Below are 20,756 nucleotides of genomic sequence, written 5' to 3' on the forward strand. Positions count from 1 at the left end.
TTCGGGCTCCGACAGGTCTTTCCTACCCTTCGCGCGTCGAATGTCCTGGGGTGGGCGGCGGCATCACCCGGATCCCCCGGAGGGAGTGCGCCGGTCGGCGGTTCCGTCCGCAGGGGCAGGCGACGGCATGCGCCCGTGGCGGCGGCCGCCTCGTCCTCCGTGGGGGCGCGCCGGGTCGACTCGTCACCCGCCGGCCGGTCGGCGTGGGCTCTTCGCGGGGCGGGCGCAATGACCCCGAGGCCCTCGGCACACGCTTCCGCCGCACCGGCGAATGCGCCGAGTTCGGGGGGCGGATTCATGATCTCCACAGCTTTCGGAACGGCGGAGGGTGGCGAAGTGCCCGCTGCGTAAGCGCCCCTTCCTGCGGAGAAGCGGATTTCCCCGGTACGAAGCGGAGCGTGATGAAACCGATAGCAAGCAATGTGTGGAGAGTATGTGAGAGTCGGTGTGATGCGTGGCACACTCCCTTCACCGGTCGCGAGCGACGAGGGGGGCGAGCGGGGTGCAGCGGATTCCTGTGTGGTTCGGTGCGGAGTTACGCCGACGAAGGATCGAAGCGGGGCTGTCGCTGGGGGAACTGGCGCACCTCATTTGCTTTTCCAAAGGCCACTTGAGCAAGATCGAACGCGGCGTGAAGGCGCCCAGTCACGATCTTGCCCAGTTATGCGACAGCGCCCTCAATGCCGGCGGGCAACTCAGCGGACTGATTTCCGCACCCGAGCGCAGCACCGTCACGACACCTCTCGCCGAAGCGGATGTCACCACGCCCTGGACATTACGTATGCACGCCGGCGGCGAGAGCGACTTCGCGGCATGGGACCCGGCGTCGTTCGGTGCCGGGGCCATGCCCGCCACCCTGGTGAGTTGGTCCCTCGCACCCCCTCCCTTCGAAAGCGGGGAGTCGAATGCGGCATTGCCGTACTTCCGCAATGTCTTCGACGAGTTCCGCAGGATGGGCCAGCTCTTCGGGCCGGCGGTGGTCGCCCAACTCTGCATCGCCGCCACCAGCGCCCTGCGCGGCATGGCGCACCAGACACGGCCCGCCCACCGGGACGCCGTCCTCCGACTGGCGTCCCGGTTCGCGGAGTACACCGGCTGGATGGCGCAGGAGGCGGGCAGCGACGCGGCGTCGCTGTGGTGGACCGAGCAGGCGGTCCAGCTCGCCGCGGACAGCGGGGACCACGAACTGGCCGCCTACGCCCTGGTCCGCCGGGCCGAACTCGCCCTGTACACAGGCGATTCGATGGCCACCGTCCAACTCGCCCGGCGGGCCGCGCAGCAGGCCCGCAGTGCGCGCATCCGCGGTCTCGCCGCGCAGCGCGAGGCACAGGGGCACGCGCTGGTGGGCGACCGTGACGCCTGCCGCCGGGCCCTCGACCGCGGCGCGGAACTGACGGCCGGCGCGGCGCCACCGGGCGGTGGGGAGCCGGTTCTCGGCAGCATCCACCTGCCGGATCTGACGGCCTTCGTCGCCGGCTGGTGCATGCACGACCTCGGCTCCCCGGCGGAGGCGGTCACCCTGCTCGGGGACGGTCTGGATGCCATTCCGCCGGAATCCCGGCGGGCCAGGGCCCGATATGGCGCCCGGCTCGCGCTTGCACTGGCGAACGTCGGCGACATCGAACAGGCCTGTGCGATCGCCGAATTGGTCGCCTCCCATGTTGCCCTCATCGACTCGGCCACGATCCGTGCCGATCTTCTGCGGCTGAGTCGCGCACTCAATCGTTGGCCAAAGAATCCCACCGTCCGCCGGACCCTTCCGCACCTCGCGATCGGTCTGCACACCCACCGGACCGGCCCGGAAACTCCGGCCTGACGTCTCGCCCCTCGGCCGGCCCCATGCGAAGGCCTTCCGAAGAACCTCGTCCTGCCCCATCCGTGGTGTTCCGTTGCCCGGCCAAAAGGCCCGGGGCAACGCGTTGACCGCGCCCGAAACCCCTGTGAATCTCGGCTTCATCCCCCCTGCGCCCAGCGACAGCCCGAGTGGCCCGTGCAGCACACGGCTGCCGTAATCCACCGCTGTCACCGTGAGGAAAGGCAGAACAACATGGCCGGCGTTTTCATCAACTACCGGACCGGCGACGGTGCCGAAGCAGCCGTCCTGCTCGACGAGGAATTGAAGGACGTATTCGGTCCGGAGAATGTCTTCCGGGACCGCCGCGCCATTCCGGCCGGTGCACACTTTCCGCCCGACCTGTGGCGGGCGCTCGAGAACTGCGGGGTCCTCCTCGTACTCATCGGCCCGAACTGGCTCACCCTGCGCGACGCCGACGGCCGCCGCCGGATCGACGTACCGGGCGACTACGTCCACGACGAGATCCGCTGCGCCCTGGAGTGGCGCAGGACCGTCGTCCCGGTGCTGATCGACGCGGCCGCGCTGCCCACCAAGGCGCAACTGCCCGCAAGCATCGCCGGGTTGGCGGAACGGCAGGTCATGCACCTGCGTGTGCCGTACGCGCACCTCGACCTCCCCGTCATCGCGGAGGCCCTGCGCCCCCACGTTCCGGTGAGCGGGACCGCGCGGGAGCCGTCGCACCCCGCCGGCGGGGGGCCGCACGCGGGCCGGGACATCACGTACAAGCGCAGCGCCGTCAGCTACGGCGGACCCGCCACCTACCACGAGAACCGGGACGCGAAGGGCGGAGAGCAGCGGTGAGCGACACCGAACAGCCCGGCACGGAAGGCGCCGTGGCGGAGGACGTACCAGGTGAGGACCTCGCCGCCGCCGCTCCGGACGAGCCGGCACCGAGCGCGCCCGAACCGGTCGGGACCGACGCGGACGCACCGTCCGGTGGGACCGAGGCGGCCGCAGCGGGCCCGGCCGACGAGCCGGCGGCAGCGGACCGGAACGGCGACACCCGCCCGCCGGCCCAGGACACCGGCCGGCCCGTCCGCCGTCGGGAAACCGGCGACGGCGGCGACTTCACCCGCTACCAGCAGGCCCGGCAGCAGAACGCCCTCAACAAGCTCAAGCGCAGCGCCGTCGCCCACGGCAGCGGGTCCGCCTTCTACGCCGAGCAGCTGACCATCGGCGCGGACACCGGCGTCGAGATCCAGGTGCTGAACGTCTCCGCGCTCACCGTCGCCCAGCAACTGGACTCCCATCAGGACGTCGACCAGCAGGCGCAGATGGCCGCCCGGCTCGCGGCCCAGCACATCGTGGTGCTTGCCGGGAAACCGGGAAGCGGCCGGCAGTCCACGGCACTGACGCTGCTCGCCGGCTGCTGCCCCGACGACAGCGTCAGGATCCTGCACAGCGAGGCCCCGGGCATCCTCCAGGCGCTGTGCCGGCGCGCCGACGAACTGCTGACGCCGGGCGGCTACGTGGTGGACCTCGACGACCAGCCGCTGAAGCTGTCGACACTCGAAACCCTCGGACACCTCGCTCGCAAACAGCGCGCCTTCCTCGTCGTCATCGGCGAACCGGGCCCGGTGGACCCCGACCGCCTGCGGCCCCACGCCTTCGAGCACCGGCGCCCCGCCCTCGGGGACGTCCTGGCGGTGCACCTGCGCCGACTGCTGGCGGGGCACCCCGGCGTCTGCACCCGGCAGGACTGCACCGACGTCGACGCCACGGCCTTCGTCACCCGGATGCTGGAGTCGCCGCAGGTGCAGCGCACCCTCGACGGGGCCCCGTCCGTGGGCAGCGTCGTGGAGTTCGCCGAGGTCCTGGCGCAGAGCGTGCACAGCGAGGACACCAGCCTCGGCGAGGTCATCAACCAGTGGCGCGACCGGCTGCGCCGGCTGGCGAAACAACTCCTGCACGTCTCCGCGGAGACCGCACAGGGCCCGGTCCTCGACCCGCACCGCCAGGCGTTCCGTATCGCCTACGCCTTCTTCCACGGCCACCCGCTCTCCGATGTCTTCGAGGCGGGCGAGGTCCTCAGGGCCACCGTCCTGCCGCGCTACGAGACCCGTGAACCGGCGCCCCTCAACCACGTCTTCGAGCGGGAGCTGGACCAGCTGATCCCGCAGGAGATGCGTGCCGCCGCGGACGCCACGCCCGGCGGCGCCGACGACAACCCCCGGCGGGCCAGGCTCGTGGACGAGGAGTTGATGCACGCCGTCATCGAGGTCGTGTGGCACGACTACGACAGTCTGCGCGACCCGCTGCGGGAGTGGCTGACGGCGCTGGTCGCCGGGCCGCTGGAGCGCATCCGGGTGCGTGCCGCGCAGATCGCGGGGATCCTGCTCAGCCATGACTTCGACAGCGTCTACCGGGACCTGATCCGGCACTGGGCAGGGGACTCCGCGGCCTACCGGCAGTCCGCCGCGCTGGCACTGGAGATGGCGGCCCACGACCCCCGGTTGGTGCACCGGGTGCGCGGCCAGATCAGAAGCTGGCTGAGCAGCCCCCGCTGGCAGCTCCAGGACAGCGCGGCCCGGGCGTACGGAACCCTGGTCGGCGCGCAGGACGTCCCGGACACCCTCTGGGCGCTGCGCGAACTCGGCACCCGGCCGGAGCTGGCGCTCAGCAGCTCGGTGGCCTTCTCGATGTCCTGGCTCTACCTCGCCGGTGCCCCCGGGCCGACCGCCGACGCCCTCGACCACTGGATCACCTCGGACAACGACCATCTGCACCGGCACGCGATCCGCACCCTGCTGATCCTCAGCCGCTACGGCGCGGGCCCGGACCGCCGCGACCGGCCCGTCCTGGCCGACACCGCCATGACCGACCAGGAACGTGCCGATGCCCTGGTGCGCCTGTGGCGCCATGCGCTGATGGGGAAGGACAGCTCGACCCGCGCCTGGGACCTCCTGCGGCGCTGGCTGCTCGCGGGCGACGCCGACAAGGAACTCGCCGGCTTCCTGGAGGTCCTCGTACCGCGCATCTGCGCCCGGCCGCTCTCCCTGCGCGCCGGCTTCTACCTCGGCATATGGGCCGGCCGCCACCCGGACTCGCGCACCATACGCCAGCTCCGTCACCAGCCGGTCCGAGGCGGCGTCGCGACCGGCTCCGCGTCCTGACCGACGCCCCGTACGAAGAGGAGAACGACCATGTCAGAGCGCAACGGACTGCGCACCAGGATCCGCAACTGGTGGCACCGGATCACGGGCAGGAACGACGCCCGGACCGTGGAGGGGACCGAGCCCGCCGACGAGCCGGAGGCGGGCACCGGCACCGCGCCGGCCCACCCGGCGGCACAGGCCGAGATGGCGGTCGAGCTGCCGCCGGGCGACGAGGTGCTGTCGGTGGCGGCCCGCGGGGACGTGTTCGCCTTCGAGGTCGTCCCGCACTTCCGCTGGAGCAGCCGGGAGATGACGCTGGAGACCCTGCGTGAGCGCGCGGTGCTCCTGGAGGAGGCGGCCCGGTGCAAGCTGCTGCGCCGCGCCTGGTCCGTTGCCCGGACCTTCGACCCGGGCGATCCGGTGGCCGCGGAGAAGGCCGTCAACAAGGAGCTGCGCGGCGGGTGGTGCTACAACGACGAGAAGGGACTGATCCGCTGCCGGGCGTCGGTGCGGATGCGTATCGACCCGGGCCTGCGCGAACATGTGCTGCCCTTCCACCTCGCCGAACTGAGGCTGACGGAGGAACACCGCCTCGGTGAGCTCAAGGCGGGACAGGTGCAGGCGCGCACCGAGCGCTGGCTGCGGGTGATGAGCGAGCTGGAGCTCCTCGGCACCCTGGGCCCGGCCGAGCGGCGGCTGCTGGTGCCGTTCGCCGCTGCCCTCGCCGACGAGGACTTCTTCAAGGTCATGCAGGCGCTCAAGAACACCCGCCGCAACGGGGCGCAGGCGCTCGCCGACGTCCTCACCGCCGCGACCAAGCACCACGAGCAGGTGGGGCTGTTCGAGTACGCCAACGCCTACGACAAGGCGTTGGGCGAGTTCTGCCGGCAGATGGGACTGAGCCCCTTCTCATGGGTGGACACCGTGACCGACGTCGAGGAGCTGGCCCCGTGAACCGCGTGCCCCCGCTCGCCGGAGCCGTGGGAGTGGCGCTGCTGGCCGGCCTCCTCGGGGCATGCGGCGACTCCCCGCGCCTGGACGCCTGCGCCTGGATGAAGGAACCCGTGGACTCCGCCGGCCGGACGGTGGTCCTCGTCGACGACTCCGCCTCCGTACGGGGCCGGAACGCCGGACGCGACTACGCCCACGGCATCGGCGCGCTCCTCGCGAAGGTGGTCGCGCGCAAGGACATGGTCTCGGTGGGCAGCTTCAGCGGCGACTCGGCACAGATCACCTGGATCGCCAGGGACCGGTCGGCCGACTGGGCGACGCACAACGACAACGCCATCAACCGGGAGAAGCGCAAACAGCAGGCCGTCGGCTGCCTGACCGGCCTGGTCGGCAAGGCCGCGAGCGCCGCCCCGCACAGCGGCGGCAGCAACGTCCTCGCGGCCCTCACGGCAGGCGCCTCCTCCCTGGAGGAGGCGTCCGGCCGCCGCAGTCTGCTCGTCCTGACCGACGGGCTCTCCACCACGGGCTGCGCCGATCTCCGGTCGGCCGCTTTCCGGGACCCGAGCGAGATCCACGCCATCGCCCGGGTCTGCGCCGCCCGTGACGAGACCCCGCACCTGACCGGAGTGCACGTCACGCTCGCCGGCCTGGGCCAGCCGGCCGCCGACCAGCCCGCCCCCACCGCGGCCCAGCGCACCTGGCTGACCGCCCTGTGGCGCACCCTGTGCGGCGCAGGCGACCGGGCTGCTCCGGGCACCTCCTGCACCGTCGCCCGTACGGCCATCGGCACTGCCGCACACCGCGCGGCGCGCAAGAAGCCGCCGCAGGACCCGGTCGTCCACTACGCCGACGACCGTCCCGAGACCTACCGACTCCCCGGCGCCGCACTCTTCGACACCAACTCCTCCGCCGTCCGCGGCCGGGCACTGCCGCTGCTCAACGATGTCGCGGTCCGGGCCCGCACCACCCCCGGCAGCAGAGTCACCGTCTCCGGCTACGTCGACCCGCGCGGCCGGCCGGACAACAACCAGCAGCTGTCGCAGGCGCGGGCGAACGCGGTGAAGAAGGTCCTGATCGGGCTGGGGGCGAAGCGGGTGACGGCACACGGCAGGGGCCTGCCGACAGGGTGCGCGAAGCCGGCCCGCTCCGCCGCGGGCCGGATGACGGCCGAGGAAAGGCTGCAGTGCGACCGGCGCGTCGACATCGACATCATCAGAAAGTGAGGGTGGCGGTCAGCGATGAACACCACCAACGGAAAGCACCGGCCGGGGCCGGCCGCGCGGTATCAGGCGGCCGTCGACTGCACCGGCCAGAACCCCGCCTTCGTCGAACTGGACGTCGAGAAGCGCCCCTCGTCCCGGCCGGCGGACCAGACCGACAACCGGGAACGGGCCGCCCTCATGCGGGCCTTCACCGACGCCAACACCGTACTGACCGCCGCCCAGCCCACACTCGGCACCGCGGCCACCGCGGTCGCCCGCACCTTCCAGGAGGCGCGGACCACCATCGAAGCGGCCGAGCGGTTCACCGTCGCCCGGTCCTCCCGGCGGGCCCAGGAGCAGATCGGGGAACTGCAGGCCCGGCACGCCGGCGACGGGCCGGAGAGCCTGCGCCGCCGCCCGGTGCTCTGGCGGCGTCTGCTGTGGCCCACCCTGGTCGCGGGGGTGGCCTTCGACACCATGTTCATCGGCACCCTGATGCAGCGGTTCTTCGGACTCGGAGAGGGCCAACTCGCCTACTACCTGGCGTACTTGCCCGGGTTCGGGGTCGCCGTCTGTCTGCTGGCCGCGGGCAGCCTGCTGGCCGAATCCCTCTTCCGCCGGCGCACCCGGACCGCGCGCACGCTGGAGCGCACCCGCCGCGGTCCCATCGCCGCCCTGCGCGAGGCGCTCTGGCCCGGGACGCCGCGTACGGAGCGGCGCAGGCCCGGTGAACTGCCCTGGCCGAACGCGGCCGGCCCGGTGCTCTTCGCCCTGGCCATCCTCACGATGGTCGGCATCTGGGCCCGGATGCGCGCGGCCGACGCGGTACGCGAGCACGTCGATCTGGCGCCGGACCAGAGCGCCGTCGTCATCCTCACCCTGGTGCTCAGCACCGCCGCCATCGTGGTCAAGGTGCTCGCCCACAACCCCTGTGCCGACAGCGACCGGGAGGCCGAGCGGTCCGTCGTCGCCGCGGAGAAGAGCGGCCGGCAGCTGCTCGGGGACGCGCGACGCAGGCTGGTCGGGCACACCGAGACCTGGTGGCGACTGCACTCCACCGTCGAGGCGGCGGCGAGCGACGCCCACCGCACGCTCGAAGAGGCATGCATCCGCATCGTCGAGGAACGCGCCCGCACCGGCGTGGCCGGCCGGTACGACTTCCCCCTCACCGTGCCCGCCTGGCCGTACCCCGCGCCGGCACGCAACGGCGCCGCCCCTGCCACAGCCGCGGGCGACCGGGCGTCCGGCCGCCCCACCCCGCCCCGGGCGCGCCTCGAACTCCTCGATCGCGCCTACGCCGTCCTCGCGCGCTACGCTCCCGAACCGCTGGAGGACCGTCTCAACGGCATCGCCGATGACCTGAACGGGCAGTTCCGTGCGACCGCCGGGCAGCGGTCGGCGGAGCAGACCGGGGCGGCAGCCGGCTCCGGCGAGGATCGGGAACGGGAGGAGGCGCAAGTCTCCGGAGGGGGTCAAATCCCCGGTGAGGCCGCGGTTTCCGGTGAGGCCGCGGTTTCCGGTGAGGCCGCGGTCCCGGGGGAGGCCGCGGTCCCGGGGGAGGCCGCGGTCCCGGGGGAGGCCCGAGGTTCCGGCGCGACCCGGGCCGCCGACGAGGGCGCGATGTCCCACGGCACCCGCGACTCCGACGAGCCCCGGATCCCCGAGGGCTCCCCGGCACCGCCCGAGCAGGCCCGCATATCCGCGGCGGCCCCGGTCTCCGCGGCGGCGCCGGACCCCGAGGCCGACCGGCCGGCCGGTGAGCCCGGGGCGGCCCCCGCGCAGGAGCCCCGTCCCGCCGCTCCGGACGCTCCCGCTGCCCCGGGCGGCCCGCCGCGTGCGGAAGGAGACCCGGCGAAATGACCACGCCACCGCGCTTTTGCCCGGAGGAAGTGAAGCACCTGGAGTTCCTCCAGGCCGTGATCGCCCGGCACGCCCATACCTCCTTCCTCGTGAAGAGTTGGGCCATGACCGTCAGCGGTGCCTTCATCGCGATCGCCACCCGGGGCCCGAGCTGGAAGACGGCCGCGGTCGCCCTGGCGCTGGCGGCGGGCTTCTGGCTGCTCGACAGCTACTACCTCCGCCAGGAGCGGAGGTTCCGCACCCTCTACGAGAAGGTCGCCGACCGCGGGACCCCGCGGGTGATGCCGTTCACGATGGACGCCGAGCAGTACGGCGACCCGGTGCCCTGGCGCGCGGTGGCGCTGTCCAGGACCATGCTCCTCTCCTACGGGGTCCTGGTCGCCATCGACACCATGACGGTCGTCTTCCTCGCCTGAGGGCGGGGGAGCGGTCACCTTCCCGCGGGCCGGGCGGCGGTCCACGGCAGCAGCAGGCCGTCGCCGTCGGCGCGCGGGACGACGTGGAGATGGAGGTGGCGGACGGTCTGGGTGGCCGACGGACCGCGTGAGGTGATCACATTGCAGTCCCCGGCCTCCGCCGCGAGTTCGGCGGCGCGCAGCATCGTGGTCGCGGACACCTCCGGGTCCTCGGCGACATCCGCGACATGCACCCGGGGGATGACCAGGACGTGTCCCTCGGTGACACCTCCGTGGCGGGGCCGGATGGCGATGGTCTCCGGCCACTCGCGCAGCACCGTGGCCGGCGCCCGGCCCCGGACGATGAGACAGAAGGGGCACCCGGGCCGCTGTGCCCCGCGGGAAGTGCGCGGCAGGCGCGGGCAGGGAGCCGGCACCTCACCGGTCACGTCGTGGAACTCCCCATGACCGACCATGAATCCTCCGCACGGGGCTGTTCGGACCCGGCCGCACCGGTGGGCCGGTCGTACGGGTGGCGCCTGCCGTACCGGCCCGGCGGGCCGACGGGACCGGACCGGTGACGGCGGGCGCACCTCTGCTGCGTCCATCGCTGCGTCAATGATCGACCATGGAATCCGCTCAGGGGCGGCTTCGCCCCGTTCCGGACATGTGACTGCGGCGTTGCCGTCCGGGTGCTGCGGTCCGGCCCGGGCCCTCGTCACCACAGCTTGTCGATCTCTCCCGGGTGCAACTCGATCCGGGAGTGCGGGAAAGCGGAACGGTGCCGCCGGCCGTGGGGCGAGAAGAAGTCGGCCATGGTGACCTTGTCGAAGCCGGGGCGGTCGCTGGGGAACGGGGCCGTCGGCGTACCGCCGACGAGCACCGCGCCGGGCAGATGGTGCCAGCCCGCGCTTTCGTAGAAGGCGCGGAGCGGGCGGTCGCAGGTGAACAGGCCGAGGTCCAGGTCCATGCCGGCCATCGCCGCGTGCGCCGCCGTCACCAGCCGGCGGCCGTGGCCCCGGCTGCGTGCGGTGCCGCGGGTCACCACCGTGCTCAGCCCCGCGGCCCGGTAGCGCTCGCCGCCATGGACGAGCTGCTTGCTGAGGATGTCGAGGGCGGCGAGCACCGTGGCCCCGTCGACGAGCAGCATCGACACCGGTTGCAGGGCCGGGTCGTGAGCGAACGTGCCGGGCGCCGAAGGGGATTCCGGGGGCCAGGCCTCGTCCTGCAGCTCCGCCACCTGCGTACGCAGCGCGGGCGGGACGTCGCCTTCCGGGAATGTCATGATCGGCACTCGCCCATTGTGGCTGTCCCTGCAAGACGGGCCAAGGGCTTTCCCGCGGCCCGGCCGGCCGGGCGCCTCGCGCTCCACGGGGCTCCGGCGATCCACGACCGGCCGGCAGCATGCTTGCGTGTGCGCTGCATGTGCCCCCTGCCCCAGGGCAGACGCACTCCATGGGATTGCTGATGCGTATGGAACGTGCGGTGGAGGAATACGAGAGCGCGCTGCTCGCCAAGATTTTCCGGACCGACCCGGTCCAACTGCTCGACGCGCTACGGCAGGAGTGCGACGCCCACGCGGTCGTCTGCAGCCAGAGCCGCGTCCTGGTGCCCAATGACTACACGGTCGAGCTCGCACGGAAGGTGCACGACGAACTGGCCGCACGCGGCGGCGAGGTGGGGCGGCATCTGACCGATGTGCTGGCCCGGCACGCCGCCGACCGCGGATACGAATGGGCGGGCCCGCTCACCGTTCACGTCACCATCGGCGAGGTGCCGAACGGCCGGTACCGGATATCGAGCGCGGCCCTCGCGCACATACCCGCGGATGCCGCCGGCCCACGAGGGATGTGACCAGGGCCGGGCCCCGAACCGGCCCGGCCCCCGCCGGTCTCCTCACTCCGCCGCGTCGGCGAGCTCGGCGATCACCTGGGCATGGCAGGGCTCCGGAAGGCACCAGCAGCCGAGCCGCCGTCCGCGCAGCTCCGGCAGGAGCGCGAGCAGGTCGGGACGCTCCAGCAGATGGGCGCGGTACTTCGCCAGGACCTCCGCGCGGGACCCGTCCCGGCCCGGCCGGAACGGGCTGGCCAGCGGCGATGCGGCGAGATGCCATCCGCCGCGGTGCATCGCCCGCCCGACGTAGACCACGTCGGCGTACTCGGGATCGTCCCGATGGCCCTTGAGATTGACGACCGTCGTGCGTTTCATGCCTTCATCCTCACGCCGCCCACCGCATCCGGCAGCGTCGCGATGACCGCGCAGGGCGTGCTCGCCGGGCGCGTGGACACCGGGCCGGCCGGATGCGGTGGACCGTCTCATGTGTCGTTCTCCTGCAGTCGGATGTGCCGGGCGGCCGCCCTCAGGGGAGCTTGACCGCCAGCAGGTCCACGGGGCGGATGTCGGGGGCCGAGCGCAGCATGGTCCCCGCCGCTTCCGTCAGCGCCGCGGCGATCCGGCCCTGGAGATGACCGGTGCGGCCCTCCTCGTCGTGAAAGGTGTCGAAGACCCCGAAGGTGGTGGCGTCCTCGCGGAACGCGAACCAGGTGACGGTGTGCTCCTCCTGCCGCGCGAGCTCCAGCGCGTCGCCCAGCAGCGTCGCGACCTGCTCGGCGTACTCCGGCTGCGCCTCGATGCGTGCCAGTAGCCCGATTTTCATGTGTGTGACTCCTCGTGTCGGTGTGTGCCCTCCGTCGGGCACACACCGAACGTACGGCGGGGCAGCGCCGGCACGACAGTGTCGTAAACGACGCTGCTGATAGCGTTTCCGACATGGATGTGGCAGTGCTGGCCTACGACGGTGTCTTCGACTCCGGGCTCGCGGCGATCCTCGACGTACTCGACGGTGCCAATGCGATGCGCGGGGAGCTGGCGCAGCCGCCGCCCGCCTGGCAGGTCACCACGATCGGGTTCCGGCGCCGGGTGCGCACGGGGGCGGGACACCTGGTGAACACCGCTCCGGTGAGCGCGGCGGCGGACGCCGATCTGCTGCTGGTCCGGCCCTCGCCGAGCGACGTCCCGAAGCCCTCATCGCGCACGTCTCAGGTACCGCGTCCGCCCAGGTCCGCCGGCTGCTGGCGACCACTCGGGACCGCCGCACCCCCGTCGCCTCGGCCTGTACCGGCACGTTCCTGCTGGCGGAGTCCGGGGTGCTGGACGGGCGCCGGGCCACCACGAGCTGGTGGCTGGCACCGGTCTTCCGCACCCGCTACCCCGCGGTGGAGGTCGACCAGTCCCGCATGGTCATCACCTCGGACGGGGTCACCACGGCCGGCGCCGCCTTCGGCCACGTCGACCTGGCACTCGCCGTCGTACGGATGAGCAGCCCCGCGCTGGCGGATCTGGTGGCCCGCTATCTGGTGGTCGACGAACGCCCCTCCCAGTCGGCGTACACCATCCCCAGCGCCCTCGCCCGGAGCGACCCTCTGGTGTCGGCCTTCGAGCGCTGGGTCCGCGCCCGTCTCGACCAGCCGATCAGCATCGGCGAGGCCGCCCGCACGCTGGGCGTCAGCGAACGCACCCTGCAGCGCACGGTCCAACGGACCCTGGGCACCTCCCCGGTGCGCTTTGTGCAGGACGTCCGGGTGGAGCAGGCGTCACATCTGCTGCGGACCACCGAACTGTCCCTGGAGTCCATCGCCCGCAAGGTGGGCTACGAGCACGCCAACACCCTCCGTGTCCTGCTGCGCCGGCTCACGGGCCGGACGGTGGGGACCTTCCGCGGGCCCGACGTCTGACCGCACGCCACGCCACGCCACGCCACGCCACGGCGCGGCCGGACGGCGGCCGAAGCCGTCACCCGACCGCGCCCTCTGGCCCCCCTGGCGCAAGGTGCTCCTGCCTGCGCCGAGCGGCCGGCTGTGCGACCGTCCCCCGGGTCGTCCTGCTCGCGGTCCCCCCCCGCGACCGGCCGACCGACCGTCCCGTCCCCCGCGCGACCAGCCGGCCGGCTCCCCCGTGACCGACCGGGCGGCCGTCCCTCCCTCCCCGGCGGAGGAGTTGCGTGGGACGGACCGCCCGGTGCGGGATCGCTGCCCGCGGCTAACCGTCAGCCGCCCGATGCGGCGAGCGGTTTAGAGGGGCCGGGCCCACAGGTCCCACTGGAGACCCCCGCCGTCGCAGAAGGGGTCGGCCCACTTGCCGCTGCTGACCAGGTCGGTGCCCGCGGCCTGGCAGCCGCCGAGCGTCCAGAACTTCTTGCCGGTCCACACGGTTCCGGGCGGGCCGTCCATCGGCTTGGCCTGGACGTGGGCGGCGGCCGGTGCGGCCGCGGCTCCGGTGGCGGCGTGGGCCTGGGCGGCACCGCCCAGGCCCATGACCGTGAGTGCGGCGGCCGCGAGCGCAGTGGTGAAAATTCGCCTGTTACGCACGTGATGTCCTTTCCCCGTAGCGGCGGGCCCCGTGTGGGCCCGTCACCCTGCATACGGATAAGGCCGCTTCGCCGTATGACACGTCGCTGTGTGACGTGGGTCACATACGCGAGGGTGCTCTCCCCGCGTGTGGGCGGCGCGCCCTGCCGCCGTTCCGGTCGGTCTGAACCGGCATGGCTGAAAAGTTATTTGACGAAGCGTCACACCTCGGCGGCGACCCCGTACGTCTGATCGTGAAGTGTGTGGGGGCGTCCGATTTTGTCCGTCCGGGTGGCGTCGCGGCCGTGGCGGTTCCGGGGGTGCGGTGCCGGGCCGCGCGTGCGGGCGTCCGGAGGGCGGAAGGGGAGGTCGGCGAGTGAACTATTCCGACCTGCCGGTTTACCTGTTCTTTTCAGGGTGTTGTCCGGAGGCGCTTGCCTTGGGAGTGCGGGCATGGATAGCGTAACCAGCACCTAAAGCTTTCGAGACAGCTTTAGTGAAAGCTAAACATCGTATTGGTCCCGGGTGGGGGAGAAGTATGCAGATCAAGGTTGCGGTGGCGTACCACAGTGGATACGGCCACACCGCAAAGCAGGCGGCGGCCGTCGCGGCCGGCGCGGAGAAGGTTCCCGACACTCAGGTGCGCCTGGTCTCCCTCGCCGAGCTGAACGACGAACTGTGGGAGGTGCTGCAGGAGTCCGACGCCCTGATCTTCGGCACGCCGACCTACATGGGCGGCAGCAGCGCCGTCTTCCGCGCATTCGTCGAGGCCACCAGCCAGGTCTGGGGCGACAACATGCGCTGGAAGAACAAGATCGCGGGTGGGTTCACCAACAGCGGCAACATGGCGGGCGACAAGCTCAACGCGCTGATCGACATCGCGCTGTTCGCCGCCCAGCACGGCATGATCTGGGTCGGTCTCGCCGAGTACGGAGGCTGGAACACCTCCGCCGGCAGCCCCGAGGACATCAACCGGCTCGGCAGCTGGCTGGGCGCCATGTCCCAGTCGAACAACGACGAGGGCCCCGACGTCACGCCCTGCGCCAGCGATCTGCGGACCGCGGAGGCGCTCGGCCGCCGGATCGCCGAGACCGCCCATGTGCACCGGGCCGGCCGTGCGGCCGTCGGGTTCGACGAGGTCTCCGCCTGACCTTCGACAGCCCGTACCGAGGCAGCTGCGACCGGGGAGGGGGACCCGATGCACAGCCGTCAGCGGCACCTGACGCCGACCGTGGACACACCGTCCGAGGCGGCCCGCGGCGACGTGCCCGGCCGTCACGCCGGTAGCGGGGCGGCTGTCGCACCGGGCGCGACCGCTCGCACCGCACCGGCGGGGGCGCCGCGTCCGGCCCCGCCGGCGTCGTCCCTGTCGTCGGTGCGCGCAACTCCCTTCGTGGCAGCGCCCTCTGCCGCGGGACCCTCGGGGTCGAGTCCCCCGCATCCGGCTCGCCCGCCCCGACGGCGACGGCCCGTCGACCCGTGCGGCGCCCGATGTGGCGACGGGCATCGACTCTGCCGTCGGCCGCTCGACTCCGGGTGGAGCGGTGGTCGTGGATCCCACGGGGTCTGCGGTCTCCGATCAGGTGCCTCCCCGGGCGCTCCCCGGGCCGGGTCCGGCCGTGCCCGGCGGCTTCCGCGAGACCGGGAGGGTGCCACGGCACGGTTCTGTCCCGACGCCTGATCACCCGGCTCGCCACCGAGCCGCTTCCTCTCGACCGCACTCACCGCATCACGCGGCCGCGAACGCCGCCGTCCGCACGCCGCCACGGCAACGGACACGGCAGCGGCCGGGGAGTGCGCCGGCCCGGCACCCCGGGACCGCGATGCCCCCGGCGAACGGCCGGTCCCGCCCGTGCCGTAACGGGGCCGGGGCGCGGTCGCGGTCGTCGCCGCCGGAACACGCAACCGCACACCACCCGAGGGGCCCGCCCATCGGTGTGGAGTGCCACGGCCCGCACGGCGTGGCGCACCTCCTTCGCCCTTGTGGCACGGCCGGAGCCGTATCGCCCCGACGCATCTCCGCTCCCCGGTCCCGGCCGGCTGAAGCTCGTCCCCGTTCGGCAGTCCCATCGCTCTTCACCGTGCCCGCGGGCCGCCGCGAGCACGGCAAGCCCTGGCCGCGTGCCGTCCGCGCGGCCGTCGTCACCTGCCTTCCCGAGGAGATCAGCCATGTTCAAGACCACCACCGACGCCGAGTTGGCGGGCAACCCGATCGACGAGGTGATCGGCTCGACCATCCGCTACGCGGCCCTCACCTCGGCCGCCAAGCTCGGCATCTTCCGCACCCTGGAGGAGAACGGCCCCCAGACCCTCGACGAACTGGCCACGGCGATCGGCGCCGGTACGGACGGCACCCGCGCGGTGGCCGACGTCGCCGCGGTGCTGGGCTGGCTCACCCTGGAGGACGGCCGCTACCGCAACGGCCCGCTCGCCGAACGCTGGCTGGGCAAGAACGCCGAGTACGACTTCACCCCCGCGCTGCTGTGGGCGTACGAACTCACCAACGTCATGTGGGAACTGCCGCAGGCCGTGCGCGACGGCAAGCCCACCCAGTCGCTGTGGGAGCGCTGGGCCGACAACCCCGAGGCCGGGCGGGACTTCTCCGCGTACATGCGGGTCAAGTCGCGCCTGACCGTGCAGGCCATCGTCGACGCCGTCCCGGTGCCCGAAGGGGCGCGGCGCCTCCTCGACCTGGGCGGTTCGCACGGGCTGCACTCCATGGCCATGTGCCGGCGCCACCCCGAGCTGTCCGCGACCATCCTCGACCTGCCCGAGGCGCTCGCCGACACCGGCGCCGCGGTCGCCGAGGCGGGGCTGGCCGACCGGATCGTCCTGCAGCGCGGCAGCTTCCTCAGCGGCGACCTGGGCACCGGATACGACGTGGTCTTCCTCTTCGAGATCGTGCACAACCACACCGACGAGGAGAACCAGGACCTGATCGCGCGGGCCGCCGAGGCGCTGCGGCCCGGCGGCAAGATCGTGGTGCTCGAGGACGTCCGCGGCGAGGAGCTCGACGAGCACAACGCGGCGTTCTCGCTCGCGATGTACGCCTGCTCCGGCGACCGCACCTACAGCCTGCCGGAGATCTCCGGATGGCTCACCGGGGCGGGCCTGAAGACCGTCGAGCGGATCGCACTGCCCTCATCCGTGTCTCTGGTCGTCGGCACCAAGTAAGTCCGGCAGCCGGGGAAGGGGGGAGCACCGTGCAGATCGATCTGGCACACCGGGCGACCAGCTCATGGCTGGACGCCGCGGACCTCGCTCGCGAGGTGTACGCCCAGGCATATGGCGCCGATGTGGCGCCCCGGCCCGACTCGTTCATCGTCGCCCGGCCGGCCTGCGGCGGGGCGACCGAGCCCTGCCCGCCACTGGCCTGCGCGGGGCTCACCTTCGGCAGGGACCAAGAACTGTTCTCCGAGCGGTATCTCGACACGGGGGTCGAGGACGCCGCGCTGGCCCACCTCGGGGTCACCGTGGACCGCAGACGCGTGGTGGAGGTGGGGGCGCTGGCCACCCGCCGCGCCTCCGTCGGCCGCGAACTGATCAGAGCCACCCCGATCATCTCCTGGTGCCTGGGCATGGAGTACATCCTGTGCACCGTCACCCGGAGCCTGATCACGATGCTGGGCCGGACCGGCATCTGCTTCGTACCGTTCGGGCCCGCCGACCCCGGCCGGCTGTCTCCCGACGAGGCGGCGCGCTGGGGCTCGTACTACGACCACGAACCACAGGTCGGCGTCATCGCGCTGAACGCCCTGGACCGCCTCTTCTCCGACACCACGGGACGCTACTCGGTCACCGACCTCCAACTGAGCATCAGCGCCATGGAGGTGGCCGGTCATGCGGGTCATTAGGGAGAGCCTGGTCAGGTTCGGCGAGTCCGCGCGCCCGATGATCGAGGTGCTGGGGGAGGACGGCGTCCCGGCACGGACCCTCAGCTACCAGGAGGTCACCCGCCGGGCCGCCGAACTCGCCGACCGGATCGGTCCGGGGGACGGCCGGCCGCCGCGGGTCGGCGTGGTCTGCGGCAACACCCCCGAATTCGTGGTCGCCGACCTGGCGCTGATCGCGGCACGCGCCATCGAGGTGCCGGTCCCGCTGGCCTTCTCCGCCGAGCAGGCCGCCGGTCTGCTGGAGGAGACCGACCTGTGCCTGGCGGACGCGGCCGGGCAGGAGCGCCTGGAGCAGTGGGGGAGGGACCGGGTCCTGCGCCCGCAGTGCAGGGTGCTGCCGCTGTCCGTGGACGAGCCGGCGCCGGCCGCGCCGCTGGTGCTGCGGCCGGCCGACGCCGGCACGGACTGGGAGTGCAAGGTCATCCACACCTCCGGCACGACCTCGCGCCCCAAGGGCGTGCGGATCAGGGCGGCGGCGCTGAACGAACTGCTGGGCTCGCTGCGGTCGGTGATGCCCCGCGGAGCCTTCGCCCGCTACCTCTCCCTCGTCCCGTTCAGCCTGCTCATCGAGCAGGTCACCGGCCTCTATCTGGTCCTGCTCGACGGCGGCACGCTGGTCCTGATGCCGCCGGGCAAGGCGCTGGTCGGCACCGCGGCGGCGGCCGCCACCGACGCCCTGCCGTATGTGGCGGCGTCCCGCCCGACCGCGATGGTCGCCACCCCCGCGCTCGTCGACGCCTTCGCCACCGCCGCCGACGAGGCCGCTGACCGCGGACGCCCCGCGGCGGAGGCCCTGTTCGGGACGCCCGGCGCACCGCTCATCTGCTGCGGCGGCGCGCCCGTGCACCCCGAGCTGCTGCGCCGTCTGGAGGAGCACGGCCTGCCCGTCCACGAGGGGTACGGGCTGTCCGAGAACAGTTCCGTGGTCAGCTGGAACACCCCGTCCGCCCGGCGCCCGGGCACCGTGGGCCGCCCGCTGCCGCACGTCCGCGTCAAGATCGCCGACGACGGTGAACTCCTGGTCAAGAGCACCTCGCTGTTCGCCGGTTACACCCGCGACGACCCCTCCAGCCTCGTCCTCACCGATGACGGCTGGCTGCGCACCGGCGACCTGGCCCGGGTCGACGAGGAGGGCTTCCTCAGCATCACCGGGCGCAAGAAGAACGTCATCATCACCGCCGCCGGCCGCAACGTGGCCCCCGAATGGGTCGAGGCACAGTACGCCCGGCTTCCGTTCGTCCGCGCCGTCGCGGTGGTCGGCGACGGACTCACCGTCCTCCACGGGCTCTTCCTCGTCGACGGATCCACCGATCTCGCGGCGGCCGGGGCGGCCGTGCGGGAGTTCGGCGAGGCACACCTCTCGGAGGTGGAACGGGTCGCCGTACCGCACCTCGCGGTGGCCGACGAACGCCTCTACCGCAGGTTCTTCACCGTCACCGGCAGGCCCATGCGGGCGGCCGTCCGCACCGCGCTGTCCAACGGAACGCTGTACGACCACCAAGGAGCTGACGCATGACCACGACCGCTGACGTCCGGCCCTACGGCGCCGCCACCGGCCGGCTCGTGCAACCCGCGGGGGACAGCTCGCTGGGTGCCCTGGACCCGGCATGGGTCACCGGCCTGCTCGCCGACGCCGGCTTCCTGCTCTTCCGCGGCTTCCGCACCGACCTGGAGGAGTTCACCTCGTTCGTGAAGGCGCACTCCAGCCGGATCACCCTCGACCCGGCCCGCTCCTTCCACGGCGGCGAGGTCGCGCAGAAGGTGGACGCGGGCACCGGCGCGGTAGGCCTCCACCTGGAGAACGGCAACAGCCCCTTCGGCCCCGACCTGACCTGGTTCCTGTGCGAGAAGGCCGCCGCCAGCGGCTCGCAGACCACGGTCTGCGACGGCTACCGGGTCTGGGACGCGGCCGGTGACACGGCCCGCGCGGTCTTCGGCATCAAGGACATCATGTACAGCCGCCGGGTCGAGGAGCCCAAGTGGAAGGCGTTCGTCTGCCACCAGACCGAGGGCCGCAAGAAGCTCGACGACATCACCTTCGCCGATATGAAGGAGCTGGTGGGCGGCAATGTGTCGACCACCCTCCAGCTCAACGACGACGGCTCCCTGCACTACGCGTTCCGCACCGGCGCCGCCCATGCCACGCTCTTCGGCAGCCGCCTCGCCTGGGCCAACAGCATCTTCGGCCCCTCGTACAACTATGAGGCCCCGCACATCACCTTCGCCGACGGCACCGACATACCCGACGACCTCCTCGAGGAATTCCGCCGCCTCACCACCGAGATCACCGAGGAACTCGACTGGCGGGACGGCGACCTGGCGCTGATCGACAACACCCGGGTGATGCACGGCCGGCGCGAGGTCCTCGACACCGACCGGACCGTCTACAACGCACAGAGCTACCTCGACCCCGCGCTGCTGGCCGCCGTGCGGGACGGGAGGGCCGAGCGATGACGACCGCACCCACCGGCCTCGACGACACCCGGGTGAGCGCCGTGCTGGACGAGATCGCCCGCACCGCCGAGCACCACGACCCGGAGGTGATGAAACGCGCCTACGCCACCGCGGCGGACTGGCCGCAGCCGCCCACCGCCCAGGAGGCCGCCGACCTCTGTGCCCAGGCCGCGCTGCCCGTGCACCCCCAGGTCGGTACCTTCCTGTACCAGCTCGTACGGAGCCTGCGGCCGGCCCTCGTCGTGGAGTTCGGCACGTCCTTCGGCGCTTCGACGCTCTATGCGGCAGCCGCCCTGCGCGACAATGGCGGCGGCCGCATCATCGGCTCGGAGCTCCACCCCGGCAAGGCCGACCGTGCGCGCGGCCACCTGGAGCGCGCCGGGCTCGGTGCCTACGCCGAGATCCGGACCGGTGAGGCCCGCGAACAGCTCGCCACCCTCCCCGGCCCGGTCGACCTGGTGCTGCTGGACGGATGGAAGGAGCTCTACCTGCCGGTCCTCAAAGTGCTCGAACCCGCCCTGCGGGCCGGCTCCCTGGTCGTCTCCGACAACCTGCCGATGCTGCCGCCCGAGTTCACCGACCACGTCCGAACCGCCGGCAACGGCTACCTCTCCCAGCAGCTTCCGCTGGGCGACGGCATCGAGTTCTCGCTCCGCCTGCAGGACCCGGCATGACGCCGCCGCCGGCCCGGCCCCGCGCCCGGGC

20 protein-coding genes are annotated in these 20,756 nt (G+C 72.5%); 15 read left to right on the forward strand and 5 right to left on the reverse strand.

Annotation, left to right across the window (positions count from 1 at the left end; all coding sequences use genetic code 11):
• The first annotated feature begins 517 nt into the window (after positions 1–517).
• The 7 genes from AB0411_RS16350 to AB0411_RS16380 all read left to right on the forward strand — a co-directional run bounded on the left by AB0411_RS16350 (position 518) and on the right by AB0411_RS16380 (position 9,379).
• Positions 518–1,816, forward strand: coding sequence for a helix-turn-helix domain-containing protein (locus tag AB0411_RS16350; protein WP_366418238.1), 1,299 nt, complete (start codon positions 518–520; stop codon positions 1,814–1,816).
• A 231-nt stretch (positions 1,817–2,047) separates the two neighbouring features.
• Entirely contained in the window at positions 2,048–2,656 is a 609-nt protein-coding gene (locus tag AB0411_RS16355; RefSeq protein ID WP_366417958.1) for a toll/interleukin-1 receptor domain-containing protein, read from the forward strand.
• Entirely contained in the window at positions 2,653–4,968 is a 2,316-nt protein-coding gene (locus tag AB0411_RS16360; protein ID WP_366417959.1) for a hypothetical protein, read from the forward strand. Before AB0411_RS16355 ends, AB0411_RS16360 begins: the two co-directional genes overlap by 4 nt.
• 30 nt (positions 4,969–4,998) lie before the next feature.
• Positions 4,999–5,904, forward strand: a complete 906-nt coding sequence (locus tag AB0411_RS16365; RefSeq protein ID WP_366417960.1) for a hypothetical protein — start codon at positions 4,999–5,001, stop codon at positions 5,902–5,904.
• On the forward strand, positions 5,901–7,124 hold the full coding sequence (locus AB0411_RS16370; RefSeq protein ID WP_366417961.1) for an OmpA family protein: 1,224 nt from the start codon (positions 5,901–5,903) through the stop codon (positions 7,122–7,124). The genes AB0411_RS16365 and AB0411_RS16370 overlap by 4 nt, the downstream gene beginning before the upstream one ends.
• A gap of 15 nt (positions 7,125–7,139) precedes the next feature.
• Entirely contained in the window at positions 7,140–8,963 is a 1,824-nt protein-coding gene (locus AB0411_RS16375) for a hypothetical protein (protein WP_366417962.1), read from the forward strand.
• Positions 8,960–9,379, forward strand: a complete 420-nt coding sequence (locus AB0411_RS16380; RefSeq protein ID WP_366417963.1) for a hypothetical protein — start codon at positions 8,960–8,962, stop codon at positions 9,377–9,379. The genes AB0411_RS16375 and AB0411_RS16380 overlap by 4 nt, the downstream gene beginning before the upstream one ends.
• Before the next feature lie 14 nt (positions 9,380–9,393).
• On the opposite strand, the gene AB0411_RS16385 is transcribed toward AB0411_RS16380, so the two are convergent.
• Positions 9,394–9,834 (reverse strand): HIT family protein, encoded by a 441-nt coding sequence (locus tag AB0411_RS16385; RefSeq protein WP_366417964.1) that lies wholly within the window; start codon positions 9,832–9,834, stop codon positions 9,394–9,396.
• A gap of 242 nt (positions 9,835–10,076) precedes the next feature.
• Positions 10,077–10,643 (reverse strand): GNAT family N-acetyltransferase, encoded by a 567-nt coding sequence (locus tag AB0411_RS16390; RefSeq protein WP_366418239.1) that lies wholly within the window; start codon positions 10,641–10,643, stop codon positions 10,077–10,079.
• Positions 10,644–10,825: 182 nt separating this feature from the next.
• Between AB0411_RS16390 and AB0411_RS16395 the strand changes: the two genes are divergently transcribed.
• A complete protein-coding gene (locus AB0411_RS16395; protein ID WP_403148846.1) occupies positions 10,826–11,212 on the forward strand; it encodes a DUF3662 domain-containing protein in 387 nt (128 codons plus the stop codon).
• Positions 11,213–11,254: 42 nt separating this feature from the next.
• On the opposite strand, the gene AB0411_RS16400 is transcribed toward AB0411_RS16395, so the two are convergent.
• Positions 11,255–11,566, reverse strand: a complete 312-nt coding sequence (locus tag AB0411_RS16400) for a DUF4326 domain-containing protein (RefSeq protein WP_366417966.1) — start codon at positions 11,564–11,566, stop codon at positions 11,255–11,257.
• A 151-nt stretch (positions 11,567–11,717) separates the two neighbouring features.
• Positions 11,718–12,014, reverse strand: coding sequence for a putative quinol monooxygenase (locus tag AB0411_RS16405; RefSeq protein ID WP_366417967.1), 297 nt, complete (start codon positions 12,012–12,014; stop codon positions 11,718–11,720).
• Positions 12,015–12,429: 415 nt separating this feature from the next.
• Between AB0411_RS16405 and AB0411_RS16410 the strand changes: the two genes are divergently transcribed.
• Positions 12,430–13,092: a GlxA family transcriptional regulator gene (locus AB0411_RS16410; RefSeq protein WP_366418240.1), complete on the forward strand. Its 663-nt coding sequence runs from the start codon at positions 12,430–12,432 to the stop codon at positions 13,090–13,092.
• Positions 13,093–13,428: 336 nt separating this feature from the next.
• On the opposite strand, the gene AB0411_RS16415 is transcribed toward AB0411_RS16410, so the two are convergent.
• The gene (locus tag AB0411_RS16415) at positions 13,429–13,725 is read right to left on the reverse strand and encodes a hypothetical protein (RefSeq protein WP_366417968.1); all 297 of its coding nucleotides are present in this window, start codon (positions 13,723–13,725) and stop codon (positions 13,429–13,431) included.
• 517 nt (positions 13,726–14,242) lie between these two features.
• Here AB0411_RS16415 and AB0411_RS16420 point away from each other — a divergent pair.
• The 6 genes from AB0411_RS16420 (at position 14,243) to AB0411_RS16445 (ending at position 20,725) form a co-directional block, all read left to right on the forward strand.
• Entirely contained in the window at positions 14,243–14,854 is a 612-nt protein-coding gene (locus AB0411_RS16420) for a flavodoxin family protein (protein WP_086720870.1), read from the forward strand.
• A 1,019-nt stretch (positions 14,855–15,873) separates the two neighbouring features.
• The gene (locus AB0411_RS16425) at positions 15,874–16,878 is read left to right on the forward strand and encodes a methyltransferase (RefSeq protein ID WP_366417969.1); all 1,005 of its coding nucleotides are present in this window, start codon (positions 15,874–15,876) and stop codon (positions 16,876–16,878) included.
• Between the two features lie 29 nt (positions 16,879–16,907).
• Positions 16,908–17,558, forward strand: coding sequence for a thermostable hemolysin (locus AB0411_RS16430; RefSeq protein ID WP_366417970.1), 651 nt, complete (start codon positions 16,908–16,910; stop codon positions 17,556–17,558).
• Positions 17,545–19,113 carry an AMP-binding protein gene (locus AB0411_RS16435; RefSeq protein WP_366417971.1) on the forward strand — a complete coding sequence of 523 codons (1,569 nt, stop codon included), beginning with the start codon at positions 17,545–17,547 and terminating at the stop codon, positions 19,111–19,113. Before AB0411_RS16430 ends, AB0411_RS16435 begins: the two co-directional genes overlap by 14 nt.
• Positions 19,110–20,051: a TauD/TfdA family dioxygenase gene (locus AB0411_RS16440; protein WP_366417972.1), complete on the forward strand. Its 942-nt coding sequence runs from the start codon at positions 19,110–19,112 to the stop codon at positions 20,049–20,051. The genes AB0411_RS16435 and AB0411_RS16440 overlap by 4 nt, the downstream gene beginning before the upstream one ends.
• Complete coding sequence (locus tag AB0411_RS16445; RefSeq protein ID WP_366417973.1) at positions 20,048–20,725, forward strand: O-methyltransferase; 678 nt, start codon at positions 20,048–20,050, stop codon at positions 20,723–20,725. Before AB0411_RS16440 ends, AB0411_RS16445 begins: the two co-directional genes overlap by 4 nt.
• The last annotated feature ends 31 nt before the right edge of the window (positions 20,726–20,756 follow it).

The sequence above is a fragment of the Streptomyces angustmyceticus genome, from assembly GCF_040701845.1.
GTDB lineage: Bacteria > Actinomycetota > Actinomycetes > Streptomycetales > Streptomycetaceae > Streptomyces > Streptomyces angustmyceticus_A.

What these genes read in the sequence shown, in the direction of transcription:
- AB0411_RS16355 (WP_366417958.1), top strand. Translation starts at nt 2,048, where the DNA reads ATGGCCGGCGTTTTCATCAACTACCGGACCGGCGACGGTGCCGAAGCA.
- AB0411_RS16365 (WP_366417960.1), top strand. Translation starts at nt 4,999, where the DNA reads ATGTCAGAGCGCAACGGACTGCGCACCAGGATCCGCAACTGGTGGCAC.
- AB0411_RS16375 (WP_366417962.1), top strand. Translation starts at nt 7,140, where the DNA reads ATGAACACCACCAACGGAAAGCACCGGCCGGGGCCGGCCGCGCGGTAT.
- AB0411_RS16380 (WP_366417963.1), top strand. Translation starts at nt 8,960, where the DNA reads ATGACCACGCCACCGCGCTTTTGCCCGGAGGAAGTGAAGCACCTGGAG.
- AB0411_RS16385 (WP_366417964.1), bottom strand. Translation starts at nt 9,834, where the DNA reads ATGGTCGGTCATGGGGAGTTCCACGACGTGACCGGTGAGGTGCCGGCT.
- AB0411_RS16390 (WP_366418239.1), bottom strand. Translation starts at nt 10,643, where the DNA reads ATGACATTCCCGGAAGGCGACGTCCCGCCCGCGCTGCGTACGCAGGTG.
- AB0411_RS16395 (WP_403148846.1), top strand. Translation starts at nt 10,826, where the DNA reads ATGCGTATGGAACGTGCGGTGGAGGAATACGAGAGCGCGCTGCTCGCC.
- AB0411_RS16400 (WP_366417966.1), bottom strand. Translation starts at nt 11,566, where the DNA reads ATGAAACGCACGACGGTCGTCAATCTCAAGGGCCATCGGGACGATCCC.
- AB0411_RS16405 (WP_366417967.1), bottom strand. Translation starts at nt 12,014, where the DNA reads ATGAAAATCGGGCTACTGGCACGCATCGAGGCGCAGCCGGAGTACGCC.
- AB0411_RS16420 (WP_086720870.1), top strand. Translation starts at nt 14,243, where the DNA reads ATGCAGATCAAGGTTGCGGTGGCGTACCACAGTGGATACGGCCACACC.
- AB0411_RS16425 (WP_366417969.1), top strand. Translation starts at nt 15,874, where the DNA reads ATGTTCAAGACCACCACCGACGCCGAGTTGGCGGGCAACCCGATCGAC.
- AB0411_RS16435 (WP_366417971.1), top strand. Translation starts at nt 17,545, where the DNA reads ATGCGGGTCATTAGGGAGAGCCTGGTCAGGTTCGGCGAGTCCGCGCGC.
- AB0411_RS16440 (WP_366417972.1), top strand. Translation starts at nt 19,110, where the DNA reads ATGACCACGACCGCTGACGTCCGGCCCTACGGCGCCGCCACCGGCCGG.
- AB0411_RS16445 (WP_366417973.1), top strand. Translation starts at nt 20,048, where the DNA reads ATGACGACCGCACCCACCGGCCTCGACGACACCCGGGTGAGCGCCGTG.